Origin of the sequence: Bradyrhizobium sp. ORS 86 (genome assembly GCF_045571475.1) — a bacterium.
GTDB lineage: Bacteria > Pseudomonadota > Alphaproteobacteria > Rhizobiales > Xanthobacteraceae > Bradyrhizobium.
Genome location: NZ_CP120699.1, coordinates 1652241 through 1668222 on the forward strand (window position 1 = coordinate 1652241; position 15982 = coordinate 1668222).

Consider the following 15982-nt stretch of genomic DNA (forward strand, 5'->3'; position numbering starts at 1 on the left):
GACGGAGGCGGGAACCACAACAAAGTGAGCTTTCCGCGCGCGGACATGAAAAACCGTCACTCGCAACCTTGCCGGGAGCAGTCTAACCTCACACCCGCCAGGCCGGATCAACGGCCGGCCAACACAGTGGGAGGATGCGATGACACGCCAGCAGTGGCGCGAGCCAAAAGAACAGCGGCGCAATCCAGCAGCCGCGGTTTCAAGACGAACACTGGTCCAGGGTTTGGCAGTTTCTGCCGCCGCCACCGCCACAGGGCTCGGCAGTGCGCGGGCCCAGAATGCGGCAGCGCCTACGCCCGTCAGCCCGCCGACAACCATCACGACCCCGCCGCGGGACTTCAGCCCGCGGGGTGCGCCGACCACCTATTTCTGGGACCCGGACGTCATCGCCGTCGATCCATCCTTCAACAACCTTGCGCAGCCGAACACCTCGATCAAGCGACTCTATACCGGGGTGCTGTGGGCCGAAGGCCCGGCCTGGAGTTCGCAGGGCCGCTACCTCATCTGGAGCGACATTCCCAACAATCGGCAGATGCGCTGGTCGGAGGATGACGGCCATGTCAGCGTCTTCCGCATGCCGTCCAACTACAGCAACGGCAATTCGTTCGACTTCCAGGGTCGCCAGCTCTCCTGCGAGCACCTCACCCGCCGCGTGGTGCGTTATGAGAACGACGGCACCGCGACCGTGCTCGCGGATTCCTACAACGGCAAGAAGCTGAACTCGCCGAACGACATCGTGGCGCATCCCGACGGCAGCTACTGGTTCACCGATCCGCCCTATGGCAGCCAACTCTATGAGGGCGAGCCCGACGCCGCGGGCGGCCCGGTCAATCCGGCCGGCAAGCTCAATCCGCGGATCGGCCAGCCGCCGGGCTTCGAGCCGTTCAAGCGCGAGTTGCCGACCAACTGCTATCGCATCGATCCGTCCGGCCGCATCGACCTCGTGGTGAGCGAGGACCAGGTGCCCGATCCGAACGGCATCTGCTTCTCGCCGGACTACAAGAAGCTCTATGTCGTCTCGACCGGCAAGGGTCCGGGCGACACTGGCCCGGGTGGCAAGGGCGACGTGTTTGTGTTCGATGTCGGCCCCGACAACAAGCCCTCCAACGGCAAGCGCTTCAGCGATTTCATGATCGATGGGGTGAAATGCGGACCGGATGGCATCCGCTGCGACGTCAACGGCAATGTCTGGTGCTCGAGCAACGCCGGCCGCGCCGCCGGCTACAACGGCGCGACGTGCTGGTCACCGGAGGGCAAGCTGCTCGGCCGCATCCGCCTGCCGGAGGTCTGCGGCAACATCACCTTCGGCGGCCCCAAGCGCAACCGCCTGTTCATGGCCGCGAGCCAGTCGCTCTATGCGGTCTATACCGCCACGCAGGGAGCAGGGCCGGCCTAACACTACAGTTGCATCTCATCTCGGTGTCATCGTCCGCGACCCGTCTTCGCCAAGGCTTCGCCGGGGTAAAGGCTTTGGGCCCGCCGGAGCTTTAGCGAAGGCGGCAAGCGGACGATCCAGTATTCCAGAGGCGTCAAGGCTCCGTCCGAGGGGCCTCGGCGTACTGGATTCCCCGCATTTGCGGGGAATGACAACTGTAGTGCTAAAGGTAATCCTCATGGTGAGGAGGCGCATCGCGCCGTCTCGAACCATGGGGCCCGGCTGGTGGCCTCATCCTTCGAGACGCTTGCTGCGCAAGCTCCTCAGGATGAGGTCTTGGAGCTGTCGAGAGGCGGTAGAAATATCCTTGCCTCAGGGGCGAACGACAGGCGCCGACGCGATCCGCCGGCGCCATCCCCGGCTACCTGATTGTCGCAGCTTAGCTTTCGGAACTGAAGGGGCGGCTTGCCGTTAACAATCGGCGCTCTCGCCGCGTCAATTTCGCTTTATTTGAAGGGGGAAGTATTCACCCGTGACCGGCACTTTCCGCTAGGATCAGCACATCCGCGCCGCCGATCCATGAGGACCCCACCATGAGCTTCCGCCGCGACTTCATCACCAAGCCGATCTTCTCCTGGGCGCGTGGCGTGCTGCCGACCATGTCGGCCACCGAGCGCGAGGCGCTGGAAGCCGGCGACGTCTGGTGGGACGCCGATCTGTTCACGGGCAATCCTGACTGGTCGAAGCTGCTGGCCTTCGCGCCGGCGAAGCTGACCGAGGAGGAGAAGGCCTTCCTGAACGGTCCGGTCGACGAACTCTGCGCGATGCTCGACGAATGGAAGATCAATTGGGAATGGCGCGATCTGCCGCCCGAGGTCTGGGACTTCATCAAGCGCAACAAATTCTTCGGCATGATCATCCCGAAGGAATTCGGCGGCCTCGGCTTCTCGCCTTACGCGCATTCCGAGGTGGTGCGCAAAGTCTCCTCGCGCTCGCTGACCGCCGCCGTCACCGTGATGGTGCCGAACTCGCTCGGGCCCGGCGAACTCCTGATGCGCTTCGGTACCAGGGAGCAGCAAGAGAAATGGCTGCCCCGCCTGGCCTCCGGTCACGACATTCCCTGCTTCGGCCTGACCAGCCCCGAAGCCGGCTCGGACGCTGCCTCGATGATCGACACCGGCATCATCTGCAAGGGCAACTTCGAGGGCCGCGAGGTGCTTGGGCTGAAGCTGAACTGGCACAAGCGCTACATCACGCTCGGTCCGGTGGCGACGCTGCTCGGGCTCGCTTTCAAGGCCTATGATCCTGATCACCTGGTCGGTCAGCAAGAAGAACTCGGCATCACCGTTGCGCTGATCCCGACGCATCTGCCGGGTGTTTCGATCGGCCACCGCCATCTGCCGGCGATGCAGGTGTTCCAGAACGGCCCGAACTGGGGCCGCGATGTCTTCATCCCGCTCGATTACATCATCGGCGGTGAGGCGCGGCTCGGCCAGGGCTGGAAGATGCTGATGACGGCGCTTGCCGCCGGACGCGGCATCTCGCTGCCGTCGCTGTCGGCCGCCGGCGCTGCCTATGCCGCGCGCACCAGCGGCGCCTATGCCCGGATCCGCGAGCAGTTCGGCATCTCGATCTCGAAGTTCGAGGGCATCGAGGAACCGCTCGCCCGCATCGCGGCGACAGCCTATCTGCTCGACGCCGCACGGCGGCTGACCTGCGCCGCGCTGAACCAGGGGCATCATCCGGCCGTCATCTCCGGCATCATGAAGCTGCACGCCACCGAGCGGATGCGGATCGCAATCGATGATGCGATGGACATCCATGGCGGCAAGGCGGTGATCGACGGGCCGCAGAACTACCTCGGCCAGCTCCACCGCTCAGTGCCGGTCGGCATCACGGTCGAGGGCGCCAATATCCTGACCCGCAACCTGATCGTGTTCGGGCAGGGCGCGATCCGCGCGCATCCCTATCTCCTGCAGGAGATGAACGCGCTCGGCGAGCCCGATCGCGACAAGGGCCTGACCGCTTTCGATGCCGCGTTCTGGAAGCATGTCGGCCACAGCTTCGCGACCCTGTTCCGCGCCTGGGGCCGGAGCTGGACCGGCGGCTTGTTCGCGCCGGCGCCAGATGCCGGCGAGGCCACCGAATTCTATCGCCAGCTCTCGCGTTATTCGTCGGCGTTTGCGCTGTGCGCCGACATGGCGCTGCTCACGCTCGGCGGCGCGCTGAAGCGCAAGGAGATGCTCTCCGCCCGCTTCGGCGACATCCTGTCCGAGCTGTATTTGCTCTCCGCCGCGCTGAAGCGCTGGCAGGACGAGGGCCAGCAGAAGGAGGATCTTGCCGCGCTCGAATGGTGCATGGCGACCGGCTTCAAGACCATCGAGAACCGCTTTGCGGAAATCTTCGCCAACCTGCCGAACCGTGTCGTCGGCTGGGTGCTGAAAGTCCTGATCCAGCCCTTTGGCGCGCGCGTCACGGGCCCGTCGGACCGCGTCGTGCATCAATGCGCGCAGCTCGTGCTGTCGCCGTCGGCGGCGCGCGACCGCCTGACGCCGGATCTCGCCTTGGTCGAGGACGATCGCGGCGTCGCGCGGCTGGAGAAAGCCTTCCGTCTTGTGGCCGATGCCGAGGATGCGGCCAAGCAGCTCCGCGCCGCGCGCCTGCATGATTGGAAGGATGCGGTCGCCAAGGGTGTCATCACCCAGAGCGAGGGCGAGAAGCTCGCCGCCGCCCACGAGGCCATCGCCAAAGTCATCGAGGTCGATGATTTCGCGCCGGAGGCGCTGTCACCGATTTACAAGAAATCCGCCAATGTGCATCAGTTCTTCCAGGAACTGGGAGAGCAGAGGGCGGCGAGCTGATGGCGCGACCAGTCTTTATCGTCGACGGCAGCCGGACGCCGTTCCTGAAGGCGCGCTCCGGTCCTGGCCCGTTCACCCCGGTCGATCTCGCGGTGCAGTGCGGACGGCCATTGCTGGCGCGCCAGCCCTTTGCGCCCACCGCCTTCGATCAGGTGATCCTCGGTTGCGTCAACGTGATCGCGGACGAGATGAACCCGGCGCGGGTCGCCGCGCTTCGGCTCGGCATGGGCGAGAAGATGGTCGCCTTCACGGTGCAGATCAATTGCGGCTCCGGCATGCAGTCGATCGACACCGGCTACCGTTATATCCGCGAGGGCATCTCCGATCTGATCCTCGCCGGCGGCGCCGAGGCCTTGAGCCACGCGCCGCTGGTCTGGTCGAATGCCGGCGTGCGCTGGTTCGCAGGCCTTGCCAGCGCCAAGGGCATGGCTGCCAAGATCGCCGCCGCGCTGAAGGTGAGGCCGGGCTATTTCAAGCCGATCATCGGGCTCGAGCGCGGACTTACCGATCCGATCACCGAGCTCAATATGGGGCAGACCGCCGAGAAGGTCGGCCATCTCTTCGGCATCACCCGCGCGCAATCCGACGCCTATGCCGCCGAAAGCCATCAGCGGCTCGCGAACGCACAGAAGCAGGGCTTTCTCAAAGGCGAGGTCGAGACCGCATTCTCCCGCGACGGCAAGTTCTACGATCACGACGACGGTGTCCGCCCGGATTCGACGCCGGAGACGCTGGCAAAGCTGAAGCCGGTGTTCGAGCGTCCCTGGGGCCAGGTCACCGCCGGCAATTCCTCGCAGATCACCGACGGCGCCTCCTGGGTGATCCTTGCATCCGAGGCGGCCGTTGCGAAGCATGGACTGACGCCGAAGGCCGTCATCCTCGACAGCCAATGGTCGGCGCTCGATCCCTCGATCATGGGGCTGGGTCCGGTGCTGTCGGCGAGCGCGCTTCTGAAGCGCAACGGGCTAACCTTGCAGGATGTCGAGACCTGGGAATTGAACGAGGCCTTTGCCACGCAGGTGCTCGGCTGCCTCGCTGCCTGGAACGACGACAGGTTCTGCCGCGAGATCCTGGGCCTCGACGGCGCGGCCGGCGAGATCGACCGTGCCAGGCTCAATGTCGATGGCGGCGCGATCAGCCTCGGCCATCCCGTCGGCACCAGCGGCAACCGCATCGTGCTGCATCTCGTCAATGCGATGAAGCGGCTCGGCACCCGGCGTGGCGTCGCCACCGAATGCATCGGCGGCGGGCAGGGCGGCGCGATGTTGATAGAGACGGTGTGATCATGGATTCGGAGATCATGGGCGTCCTCGCCGATCGCGTGCTCGAACTCGGGCCGGTGCCTGCGGCCGACAGCCCTTACCGAAATTTCAAGCTGACGCGCGACGAGGACGGCATCGCGTGGCTCTTGTTCGACCGTGCCGGCGTCAGCGCCAACACGATCTCCGCCGATATGATCGACGAGCTCAACGCGATCGTGTCGGCATTCGAGACCCAGCGGCCGGCCGGCCTCGTGATCCGTTCGGCGAAGCGGAGCGGCTTCATCGCCGGCGCCGATGTCAACGAATTTCGCGGCGTCACCGATTCGAGCGCGGTCGAAGCCGAGATCGGCCGGGCGCATGCGGTGATCGATCGCTTGGAAGCGCTACGGGTGCCATCCGTTGCGGTGATCCACGGCTTCTGCCTCGGCGGCGGGCTCGAGGTCGCGTTGGCCTGCCAGATGCGGATCGCAATCGACGATGCGCGCTTCGGCTTTCCCGAGGTGCTGCTCGGCCTGCATCCCGGCCTCGGCGGCACCGTGCGCTTCACCGAGCTGATCAATCCGATTGAGGCGATGACGCTGATGCTGACCGGCAAGACGATCGACGCGCGCCGCGCCAAAGCGCTCGGCCTGGTCGATGCCGTCACGCAGGAGCGCCATGTCCGCAACGCCGTGAAGGACGCGGTGTTCGGCCGCCTCAAGCGCGCCAGGCCGGGGGTGCTCAATTCGCTTCTCAGTCTCGCGCCCGCGCGCGGCTTTCTTGCGACCCGCATGCGCCGCGAAGCCGGGAAGGCTGCGCCACGTGCGCACTATCCCGCGCCCTATGCGTTGATCGATCTCTGGGAGAAGCACGCCGGCAACCGCGCAGCGATGCTGAACGCGGAGAAGACCTCGTTCGCCAATCTGATGGTGACGCCGACCGCGCAGAATCTGATCCGCGTGTTCTTCCTGCGCGAGCAGATGAAGAAGGCGGCGGGCGGCGGCAACAAGGTGCAGCACGTCCACGTGATCGGCGCCGGCGCGATGGGCGGCGACATCGCCGCATGGTGCGCCAATCAGGACATGCTGACGACGCTGGCGGACATGAAGGCCGAGCCGATCGCGGGCGCGATGAAGCGCGCCGCTGACCTGTTCGGCAAGATCATGCGCAAGAAGATCGACCAGCGCGACGCGCTCGACCGCCTGATCCCCGACATGGCGGGCGAGGGCGTCCGCAACGCCGACCTGATCATCGAGGCGGTGCCGGAAAAGCTCGAGCTGAAGCAGAAGGTCTATGCCTCACTCGAGCCGAGGATGAAGCAGGGCGCGATCCTCGCCACCAACACCTCCAGCATCCCGCTGCAGGATCTGCGCACCACGCTGGCAAGGCCGGAGCGGCTGCTCGGCCTGCATTTCTTCAATCCGGTGTCGCGACTGCAGCTCGTCGAGGTCGTCAGCCATGACGGCACCGATGCGACGCTATTGAAGGAGGCGCTAGCCTTCGTCGGTGCGATCGATCGCCTGCCGCTGCCGGTGAAGAGCTCGCCCGGCTTCCTCGTCAACCGCGCGTTGACGCCCTACATGCTCGAAGCGATGGTGATGCTCGACGAGAAGACCGACCAGCGCCTGATCGATGCGGCCGCGGTGGAGTTCGGCATGCCGATGGGACCGATCGAGCTCGCCGACCAGGTCGGCCTCGACATCTGCCTCGACGTCGGCGACATGCTGCGCTCGAAGTTCGGCGACCATCTGCCGCCGACGCCGGCCTGGCTGCGCGAGAAGGTCGCCAAGGGCGAGCTTGGGCGCAAGACCGGCAAGGGCTTCTACACCTGGAAGGAAGGCAAAGCGGAGAAGACCCCGCTGCCGGAGACCGGCCCACGAGTGACCGACGAGATGATCGACCGCCTGGTGCTGCCGATCTCGAACGTCTGCGTCGCAGCCTTGCGCGAAGGCATCGTCGATGATGCCGACATGGTCGATGGTGCGATGATCTTCGGCACCGGCTACGCGCCGTTCCGCGGCGGCCCGCTCAATTATGCGCGCGCCCGCGGCGTCGACCATGTGGTGTCAGCATTGCGCGCGCTCGCGGAGAAATTCGGCGATCGCTTCACGCCCGACTCCGGCTGGGAGAGCTTCAAGTGACCGACACCCATGTCCACGCGTCGCCGATTAGTGGAAACGAGCCGCAAGGCGATCTCTGCATTCGCACGCTGGCGATGCCGGCCGACACCAACGCCAATGGCGACATCTTCGGCGGCTGGCTGCTCAGCCAGATGGATCTCGGCGGCGGCGTGTTCGCCTCCAAGGTGGCGAACTCCCGCACCGTGACGGTCGCGATCGAGGCGATGAATTTCCGCAAGCCGGTCTATGTCGGCGATCTCGTCTCGGTCCACGCCAATCTGGTGCGGGTCGGCCGCACCTCGATCACGGTGCACCTGGAAGCCTGGGTGCTGCGCCGCCGCGATCAGCAATCGATCCTGGTGACCGACGGCAACTTCACCTACGTCTCGATCGACGATCAGGGCCATCCCCAGCCGATTCCGCGCGACGGCGCGATGATCAAGAGGTGAGGCATCGTCGCGAATCAGACACCGGAACGCTTCGAGAAAACGTGTCAAAACCAAGCCCGGTTCTGATCAATTCAGGGCCGGGACCCATATCGCGGCGCATCGCCGCCTGCGAAAATGTCTGAGGAACAAACGGGCAGTGATGCCGTTGTCGGCCCGGAGTCCAACCGAGGCCGACAATGTCCGACAGCTACGTTATCGAAGTAAGTTCACAGACCGCGGGTATTGTGGTGCGCGATACGCGCGGTTATCAGTTCTTTGCAGCATCGCCCCGCTTCGAGGCCCTCGAGGGCCGGATCTTCCGCAACGCACGCGAGGCCGAGCGTGCGGCGCGCCGCCTCCTCACCGGTCAGGATCTGCAGATGGCCTCGTGAGAGCCCGCCGGCGCCATGTCGGTTGCGCGCGCCGCCAGAGCCTGTATTGATACATCCGGGCCCACGGAACCGTTGCTCGGATGTTGCAGGAACAAGGCAAGGCGCTGCTGTTCGACATTGACGGCACGCTCGCCGATACCGATCCGCTTCATCTTGCCGCCTTCAACGAAGTGCTCGGCCCTCACGGACATGAGTTCGATCATGCGCGCTTCGGCAAGGAGCTGCAGGGCTTTTCCAACGCGTCGATCGGCGAGCGTTTCCTGGCGCACGAGGCGCCGGAACGCCGCGCCGTTATTCTAGACGAGAAGGAGCGGATCTTCCGCGAGTTGGTCAGCGGCCAGATTCAACCGGTGCCGGGATTGATGGCGCTGCTCGACCAGGCGGATCGCGCCGGCGTTCCGATGGTCGCGGTCACCAACGCGCCGCGCCCGAATGCCGAACTGCTGCTGTCGGGACTTGGCATCGCGCATCGCTTCAGGGGCGTGGTGATCGGCGACGAACTGGCACACGGCAAGCCGCATCCGTTGCCCTATCTGGAAGGGTTGCGGCTCGCCGGCGCGTCGGCGCAAGCTGCGCTCGCATTCGAGGATTCGCGCTCCGGCATTCAGTCCGCCACCGCCGCCGGGATCGCGACGATCGGGATGCGGACCGGCCTCGGCCACGCCGATCTGATCGCAGCCGGCGCAGTCGCCAGCGCCCGTGCGTTCGACGATCCCGAACTGATCAGACTGGTCGCCTCGGCGATGGCGTGGTGAGGCAGTCTCGCCTCGAATGCGCCAGCGGGACCCTGCTCCGAGGTTGGGCTTTTGGCGACGCTTGCTCGTTGACCTCGGTGCCGAACGGTCGCACCATAGCTTACTCGTCATTTCAAGGATGCCGCCGTGGCCGGACTCTCGCATCGCCAGACTGAAATCCTCAACATCGCGCGCGCCTTCGGCCGGGTGATGGTGGAGGACCTCGCCAAGCGATTCGAGGTATCGGCGCAGACCATCCGCAAGGACCTCAACGATCTCTGCGACCAGCGCTCGCTCACCCGCATCCACGGCGGCGCGATCATCGCCTCCGGCGTGGAAAACCTCGCCTACGAGGCGCGCCGCTTCGTCGCGGCGGAGGAGAAGAAGGCGATCGGCGCCGCCGCGGCCGCGCGGATCCCGAATGGCTGCTCGCTGTTCATCAATATCGGCACCACGACCGAGGAGGTTGCGAGCGCCTTGACCTCGCACGAGGATCTGCTGGTGATCACCAACAACCTCAACGTCGCGATGCTGCTCTATCGCCATCCGCGCATCGAGGTGGTGGTGGCGGGCGGCACGGTGCGCCGTGCCGACGGTGCCGTGGTCGGCTCGACGGCAACGCAACTGATCGGCCAGTTTAAGGTCGATTACGCCATCATCGGCGCATCCGCGATCGACGAGGAGGGCGCGCTGCTCGACTTCGATTATCGCGAGGTGCAGGTCGCGCAGGCGATCATCGCCAATGCGCGCAACGTCATGCTGGTGTCCGACTCGACCAAGCTCCGCCGCAGCGCGCCGGTGCGCATCGCCCATATCAGCCAGATCCAGACCTTCGTCACCGATTCGCCGCTGCCCGCCGGCCTCGCCAATATCTGCCATTCGCGCGGCATCGAGGTGGTCGTGGCGATGGACAAGCCGGCCGTCGATCTCGACGACAACGGCTCCGAGACCGCGCCGGTCACACTGCGTAGCGTGTAGCGCCTCGTAGTCCTCCATTCCCGTCATTGCTGTCGATACGGAGCGATATCCAGTCGCCCCCAAAGAATTTCCCTCGGGTTCCCCATTTTCGGTTTGCTTTCGTTTTCGGTTGTGATCTAATCCAATCCGAAAGTAAAATCGTCAAAGCGAAGACGGTTTCTGGGGGAAGCGTTCGTTGGATCGAATTTACGACCTCGCCATCATCGGAGGCGGCGTTAATGGCTGCGGCATCGCGCGCGATGCGGCGGGCCGGGGCAACTCTGTTTTCCTTTGTGAAATGAACGACTTGGCGAGCGGGACGTCGTCCTGGTCGACCAAGCTGATCCACGGCGGTCTGCGCTACCTCGAATATTACGAGTTTCGTTTGGTGCGCGAGGCGCTGATCGAGCGCGAGATCCTCTGGCAGATCGCGCCCCACATCATCCGCCCCTTGCGTTTCGTTTTGCCGCACCATGCCGGCCTGCGCCCGGCCTGGCTCTTGCGGCTCGGCCTCTTCCTCTACGATCACATCGGTGGCCGGCATCTGCTGCCGGCAACGCGCTCGGTCGATCTTACGACCAGCGCGGTCGGCAAGCCGCTGATCGCCGGCCGCTACAGCAAGGGCTTCGAATATTCCGACTGCTTCGTCGATGACGCGCGGCTCGTTGCGTTGACCGCCCGCGATGCCGCCGATCGCGGCGCCGACATCCGCACCCGGACCCGCGCGGTCGAGATCAGGCAGGTTGACGGCATCTGGCACGTCACGGTCGAGGACCGCGCGAGCGGCGGGCGCGAGACGATCAAGGCCCGCGTCGTGGTCAATGCCGGCGGTCCCTGGGTCGAGCAGGTGCTGGCATCGGGCGCCGGCGTCAATGCGCGCGCCAAGGTGCGGCTGGTGCAGGGCTCGCACATCGTGGTGAAGAAGCTCTACGACCACGATCGCGCCTACATCTTCCAGAATGCGGACGGCCGCATCATCTTCCTCATTCCGTATCAGGACGACTTCACGCTGATCGGCACCACCGATCGCGACTATGACGGCGATCCGGCCAAGGTTAAGGCGACGCGGGAAGAGATCGAGTATCTCTGCGTCTCCGCCAGCGAATATCTCGCCAAGCCGGTCAAGCCCGAAGACGTCGTCTGGGATTATTCCGGCGTGCGTCCGCTCTATGACGACGGCGCGAGCGAGGCCAAGGCCGCGACCCGCGACTATGTGTTCGAGCTCGACACGCCCGGCGGCGCGCCGCTGCTGTCGATCTACGGCGGCAAGATCACCACCTATCGCCGCTTGTCCGAGGAGGCGCTGGAGCGGTTGGCGCCCTATCTGCGCGGCACCAAGGCGCGCGAGGGCTGGACCGGCAAGGAGCCGCTGCCCGGCGGCAACATGGATGTCTCCGCGGTCGCGGCTCTGATTGCAGAACTGACCCGCAACTATCCCTTCCTGGCCCAGCCGCACGCGAAGCGCCTCGCGCATGCCTATGGCACCCGCGCGGCCAAGCTGCTGGGCAATGCGAAATCCGCAGGCGACCTCGGTCGTTCGTTCGGCGCCACCTTGACGGAAAGCGAAGTCAGGTACCTGATGGCCAACGAGTGGGCTCAGACTGCGGAAGACGTCGTCTGGCGGCGATCCAAGCTGGGCTTGCGGATGACGGCGAGTGAAATCGCCGCGCTCGACGAGTGGATGGCCGCCAACCCCGTCTCAGGTGAACGTCCCCTCCGCGAAGCGGGAGGACGGCCATGAGCGTCACTCTGCAGAACGTCACACGGACCGTGGACGGCATTCCGACTATCCGCGACGTCTCGCTGACGCTGGAGCGCGGCACGCTCAGCGTGCTGCTTGGGCCGACGCTGTCGGGCAAGACCTCGATCATGCGGCTGCTCGCCGGCCTCGACAAGCCGGCGACCGGCCGCGTGCTGGTCGACGGCAAGGACGTGACCGGCGCCGACGTGCGCCAGCGCTCGGTCGCGATGGTCTACCAGCAGTTCATCAACTACCCCTCGCTGACGGTGTACGAGAACATCGCCTCGCCACTTCGGGTGCAGGGCAAGCCGCGCGCCGAGATCGAGAAGCGCGTCAGCGAGGCCGCGCGGCTATTGCGGCTCGAACCCTATCTGAAGCGGACGCCGTTGCAGCTCTCCGGCGGCCAGCAGCAGCGCACCGCGATTGCGCGGGCGCTGGTCAAGGGTGCCGACCTCGTGCTGCTCGACGAGCCGCTCGCCAATCTCGACTACAAGCTGCGTGAAGAGCTGCGCGCCGAATTGCCGCGCATCTTCGAGGCCTCGGGCGCGATCTTCGTCTATGCGACGACCGAGCCGTCGGAAGCACTGCTGCTCGGCGGCAACACCGTGTGCATGTGGCAAGGCCAGGCGTTGCAGGTCGGCGAGACGCCGAAGGTCTATCGCCATCCGGATACGCTGCGCGTCGCCCAGGTGTTTTCCGATCCGCCGCTCAACATCATCCCGATCGAGAAGAAGGGCTCCCAGGTGATCTATGCTGGCGGCGAGCAGGCTCCGGCGGCCGGCCTTTATGCCGGTCTGCCCGACGGCCGCTACCGGACCGGGTTCCGGGCGCACCAGCTCGAGGTCGGCAGCGCCGCGGCCGGGCGCCACAAATTCTCCGCCGCTGTCACGGTGACCGAGATCACCGGCTCAGAGAGCTTCGTGCATCTGCACGTCCACGGTTCGAACTGGGTCGCGGTGCTGCATGGCGTGCACGAATATGAACCCGGGCAGGTGATCGACGCCGCGCTCGACCCCGACAATATCTTTGTGTTCGACGCGGCCGACCGCCTCGTCGCGTCGCCAGCGACAGCGTTTTCAAGCGACGTGCCTGGCGCTTCGCGTGAAGCAAACGCCTCAACAAACAAGAGCAAGTGAGGGAGATGCCCCATGGCCCGCATTGACCTCGTCGATCTCGCCCACTCCTACGCCGGCAACGATGCGCCGCAGGACTCCTTTGCGCTGAAGCCGGTGACCATGACCTGGCGGCAGGGCGGCGCCTATGCGCTGCTGGGGCCCTCCGGCTGCGGCAAGACCACGCTGCTCAACCTGATCTCCGGCATCGTGACGCCGTCGCGCGGGCAGATCTTGTTCGACGGCCAGGACATCACGCCGCTGTCAACGCAGAAGCGCAACATCGCGCAGGTGTTCCAGTTCCCGGTGATCTACGACACCATGACGGTCGGTCAGAACCTGGCGTTCCCGTTGAAGAACCGCGGAGTGGCGAAGGCCGAGGTCGATGCGCGCGTCAAGCAGATCGCCGACCTGCTCGACCTCTCGCCGTATCTCAAGCGCAAGGCGACGCGGCTGACCGCGGATGCCAAGCAGAAGATCTCGCTCGGCCGCGGCCTGGTGCGCTCCGACGTTGCTGCCGTGCTGTTCGACGAACCACTGACGGTGATCGATCCCGAGCTGAAATGGCAGTTGCGCTCGAAGCTGAAGGCGCTGCATCGCGAGCTCGATCTCACGATGATCTACGTCACCCACGACCAGACCGAGGCGCTGACCTTCGCCGACACCGTCGTCGTAATGCATGACGGCCGTGTGGTGCAGAGCGGTACGCCCGCCGAGCTGTTCGACAAGCCGGCGCATACCTTCGTCGGCTACTTCATCGGCTCGCCCGGCATGAACATTGTGCCGGCGGAGGTGAGCGGGCACGAGGCGCGGATCGACGGCCATGTCATCGGCCTGCATCGCAACTACGGTGTCCTGCCGGCCGGCAAAAAGATCGAGATCGGCGTGCGGCCTGAATTCGTCGATATTGGCGCGCCCGCCTCGGGCCTGCTGTCGGCGACGATCGAGCGGATCGACGACCTCGGCCGTATCAGGTTCGCGCGCGTCCGCGTCGGCGACACCAAGTTCGCCGCGCGCGTGCCGCCCGGATTCTCGGTGTCCGGCAACACCGCCGGCCTGATCTTCGATCCGGCGCACATCCACGTCTATGCCGACAGCCATTTGGTCGAGGGGGTCGCCTGATGGACAAGACCGTCAATCAGAAAGCCTGGTTCCTGGTGCTGCCGGTGTTCCTGGTGGTGGCGTTCTCCGCGATCATTCCGCTGATGACCGTCGTGAACTATTCGATGCAGGACACGTTCGGCAACAACCAGTTCTTCTGGAACGGCGTCGGCTGGTTCAAGGAGCTGCTCGATCCCTCGACCGATCTCGGCGGCCGCTTTCTGGCTTCGCTCGGGCGCAACCTGTTCTTCTCAGCCGTCATTCTCGCGATCGAGGTGCCGCTCGGCATCGTAGTCGCGCTGTCGATGCCGCGCGAGGGCTGGAGCGTCGCGGCCTGCCTTGTCATCCTGGCGCTGCCGCTCCTCATTCCGTGGAACGTGGTCGGCACCATCTGGCAGATCTTCGGCCGTCCCGATATCGGCCTGCTCGGCTATGTGCTGAACAGCCTTGGCATCAACTACAACTACGTCTCCAACGACGTCGACGCCTGGGTCACGGTGATCGTGATGGACGTCTGGCACTGGACCAGCCTTGTTGCGCTGCTCTGCTACGCCGGCCTCAAGTCGATCCCCGACGCCTACTATCAGGCGGCGCAGATCGACGGCGCCTCGCGCTGGGCGGTGTTCAAGGCGATCCAGCTCCCGAAGATGCACCGCGTGCTGCTGATCGCCGTGCTGCTGCGCTTCATGGACAGCTTCATGATCTACACCGAGCCGTTCGTCGTCACCGGCGGCGGGCCGGGCAACTCCACGACCTTCATCTCGATCGAACTCGTCAAGATCGCGCTCGGCCAGTTCGATCTCGGCAAGGCCGCCGCGCTGTCGCTGGTCTATAACCTGATCATCCTGATCGTGTGCTGGGTGTTCTACACCGTGATGACCAACGCCGGCACCGAGCGCCCGGCCAAGGAAGGAGTGGCGTGATGCACTCGATCCCCGGCCGTCGCCTGATCATGGCGTTGTTCCTGGTCTTCCTGCTGTTGCCGATCTACTGGCTCGTCAACATGAGCTTCAAGACCAACAGCGAGATCGTCTCGACGATGACGCTGTGGCCGCATGCGCCGACCTTGCAGCACTACAAGCGCATCTTCACCGATGAGAGCTGGTATTCCGGCTACATCAACTCGCTGAAATACGTCATCATCAACACGATCATCTCGATCGCAGTGGCTCTGCCGGCGGCGTATGCGTTCTCGCGCTACCGCTTCCTCGGCGACAAGCATCTGTTCTTCTGGCTGCTGTCGAACCGCATGGCGCCGGCGGCGGTCTACGCGCTGCCGTTCTTCAACCTCTATTCGGCGATTGGCCTGTTCGATACGCCGTGGGCGGTGGCGCTCGCGCACTGCATCTTCAACGTCCCGCTGGCGGTGTGGATCCTCGAGGGCTTCGTCTCCGGCGTGCCGCGCGAGATCGACGAGACCGCGTTCCTCGACGGCTATTCGTTCCCGCGCTTCTTCGTCAAGATCCTGGTGCCGCTAATCGCGAGCGGCATCGGCGTTGCCGCGTTCTTCTGCTTCATGTTCTCCTGGGTCGAGCTTCTGCTCGCGCGCACGCTGACCTCGGTCGATGCCAAGCCGATTTCTGCCGTGATGACGCGCACGGTGTCGGCCGCCGGCATGGACTGGGGCCTGCTCGCGGCGGCCGGCGTGCTCACCATCATCCCGGGCGCGCTCGTGATCTGGTTCGTCCGCAACTACATCGCGCGCGGCTTCGCGCTCGGCCGGGTGTGAGGATCATCGTGAGAAGAACATCGGGATGCAGCATCGATGTCGGTCTTACCTCTCCCAAGGGGAGAGGTCGGATTTGGCGCGGAGCGGCAAATCCGGGTGAGGGGTCTTGTTCGTCCGAGAGACCGTACCCCCTCGCCCCAGCCCTCTCCCCATGGGAGAGGGAGCGCAACGCGTCGTGTGGAGGGAGGTGA

The 15982-nt window shown here is 65.1% G+C and carries 13 protein-coding genes; all 13 read left to right on the plus strand.

Features of this window, described 5'->3' with window-relative positions; all coding sequences use genetic code 11:
* Positions 1–139 precede the first annotated feature (139 nt).
* The 13 genes from P6U25_RS07605 (at position 140) to P6U25_RS07665 (ending at position 15791) form a co-directional block, all read left to right on the plus strand.
* Positions 140–1396, plus strand: coding sequence for an SMP-30/gluconolactonase/LRE family protein (locus P6U25_RS07605; RefSeq protein ID WP_407150885.1), 1257 nt, complete (start codon positions 140–142; stop codon positions 1394–1396).
* 572 nt (positions 1397–1968) lie between these two features.
* Entirely contained in the window at positions 1969–4236 is a 2268-nt protein-coding gene (locus P6U25_RS07610; RefSeq protein WP_407150886.1) for an acyl-CoA dehydrogenase, read from the plus strand.
* Positions 4236–5519 carry an acetyl-CoA C-acetyltransferase gene (locus tag P6U25_RS07615; RefSeq protein ID WP_407150887.1) on the plus strand — a complete coding sequence of 428 codons (1284 nt, stop codon included), beginning with the start codon at positions 4236–4238 and terminating at the stop codon, positions 5517–5519. The genes P6U25_RS07610 and P6U25_RS07615 overlap by 1 nt, the downstream gene beginning before the upstream one ends.
* 2 nt (positions 5520–5521) lie before the next feature.
* Positions 5522–7618 (plus strand): 3-hydroxyacyl-CoA dehydrogenase NAD-binding domain-containing protein, encoded by a 2097-nt coding sequence (locus tag P6U25_RS07620; protein ID WP_407150888.1) that lies wholly within the window; start codon positions 5522–5524, stop codon positions 7616–7618.
* Positions 7615–8046, plus strand: a complete 432-nt coding sequence (locus P6U25_RS07625; RefSeq protein WP_407150889.1) for an acyl-CoA thioesterase — start codon at positions 7615–7617, stop codon at positions 8044–8046. Before P6U25_RS07620 ends, P6U25_RS07625 begins: the two co-directional genes overlap by 4 nt.
* Before the next feature lie 176 nt (positions 8047–8222).
* Positions 8223–8417, plus strand: a complete 195-nt coding sequence (locus P6U25_RS07630) for a hypothetical protein (RefSeq protein ID WP_407150890.1) — start codon at positions 8223–8225, stop codon at positions 8415–8417.
* A gap of 80 nt (positions 8418–8497) precedes the next feature.
* Complete coding sequence (locus tag P6U25_RS07635; protein WP_407150891.1) at positions 8498–9172, plus strand: HAD family hydrolase; 675 nt, start codon at positions 8498–8500, stop codon at positions 9170–9172.
* 126 nt (positions 9173–9298) lie between these two features.
* The gene (locus tag P6U25_RS07640; RefSeq protein WP_407150892.1) at positions 9299–10129 is read left to right on the plus strand and encodes a DeoR/GlpR family DNA-binding transcription regulator; all 831 of its coding nucleotides are present in this window, start codon (positions 9299–9301) and stop codon (positions 10127–10129) included.
* A gap of 175 nt (positions 10130–10304) precedes the next feature.
* Positions 10305–11849 carry a glycerol-3-phosphate dehydrogenase gene (gene glpD / locus P6U25_RS07645; protein ID WP_407150893.1) on the plus strand — a complete coding sequence of 515 codons (1545 nt, stop codon included), beginning with the start codon at positions 10305–10307 and terminating at the stop codon, positions 11847–11849.
* Complete coding sequence (locus tag P6U25_RS07650; protein WP_407150894.1) at positions 11846–12985, plus strand: ABC transporter ATP-binding protein; 1140 nt, start codon at positions 11846–11848, stop codon at positions 12983–12985. The genes glpD and P6U25_RS07650 overlap by 4 nt, the downstream gene beginning before the upstream one ends.
* 12 nt (positions 12986–12997) lie before the next feature.
* Positions 12998–14083 carry an ABC transporter ATP-binding protein gene (locus P6U25_RS07655; protein ID WP_407150895.1) on the plus strand — a complete coding sequence of 362 codons (1086 nt, stop codon included), beginning with the start codon at positions 12998–13000 and terminating at the stop codon, positions 14081–14083.
* Complete coding sequence (locus P6U25_RS07660) at positions 14083–14985, plus strand: carbohydrate ABC transporter permease (RefSeq protein ID WP_407150896.1); 903 nt, start codon at positions 14083–14085, stop codon at positions 14983–14985. The genes P6U25_RS07655 and P6U25_RS07660 overlap by 1 nt, the downstream gene beginning before the upstream one ends.
* On the plus strand, positions 14985–15791 hold the full coding sequence (locus P6U25_RS07665; protein WP_407150897.1) for a carbohydrate ABC transporter permease: 807 nt from the start codon (positions 14985–14987) through the stop codon (positions 15789–15791). Before P6U25_RS07660 ends, P6U25_RS07665 begins: the two co-directional genes overlap by 1 nt.
* Positions 15792–15982: the final 191 nt, after the last annotated feature.

Bases quoted from the DNA above. Each gene is read 5' to 3' on its own strand.
- P6U25_RS07605 (WP_407150885.1), top strand. From the start codon at position 140: ATGACACGCCAGCAGTGGCGCGAGCCAAAAGAACAGCGGCGCAATCCA.
- P6U25_RS07610 (WP_407150886.1), top strand. From the start codon at position 1,969: ATGAGCTTCCGCCGCGACTTCATCACCAAGCCGATCTTCTCCTGGGCG.
- P6U25_RS07615 (WP_407150887.1), top strand. From the start codon at position 4,236: ATGGCGCGACCAGTCTTTATCGTCGACGGCAGCCGGACGCCGTTCCTG.
- P6U25_RS07620 (WP_407150888.1), top strand. From the start codon at position 5,522: ATGGATTCGGAGATCATGGGCGTCCTCGCCGATCGCGTGCTCGAACTC.
- P6U25_RS07630 (WP_407150890.1), top strand. From the start codon at position 8,223: ATGTCCGACAGCTACGTTATCGAAGTAAGTTCACAGACCGCGGGTATT.
- P6U25_RS07635 (WP_407150891.1), top strand. From the start codon at position 8,498: ATGTTGCAGGAACAAGGCAAGGCGCTGCTGTTCGACATTGACGGCACG.
- P6U25_RS07650 (WP_407150894.1), top strand. From the start codon at position 11,846: ATGAGCGTCACTCTGCAGAACGTCACACGGACCGTGGACGGCATTCCG.
- P6U25_RS07655 (WP_407150895.1), top strand. From the start codon at position 12,998: ATGGCCCGCATTGACCTCGTCGATCTCGCCCACTCCTACGCCGGCAAC.
- P6U25_RS07660 (WP_407150896.1), top strand. From the start codon at position 14,083: ATGGACAAGACCGTCAATCAGAAAGCCTGGTTCCTGGTGCTGCCGGTG.
- P6U25_RS07665 (WP_407150897.1), top strand. From the start codon at position 14,985: ATGCACTCGATCCCCGGCCGTCGCCTGATCATGGCGTTGTTCCTGGTC.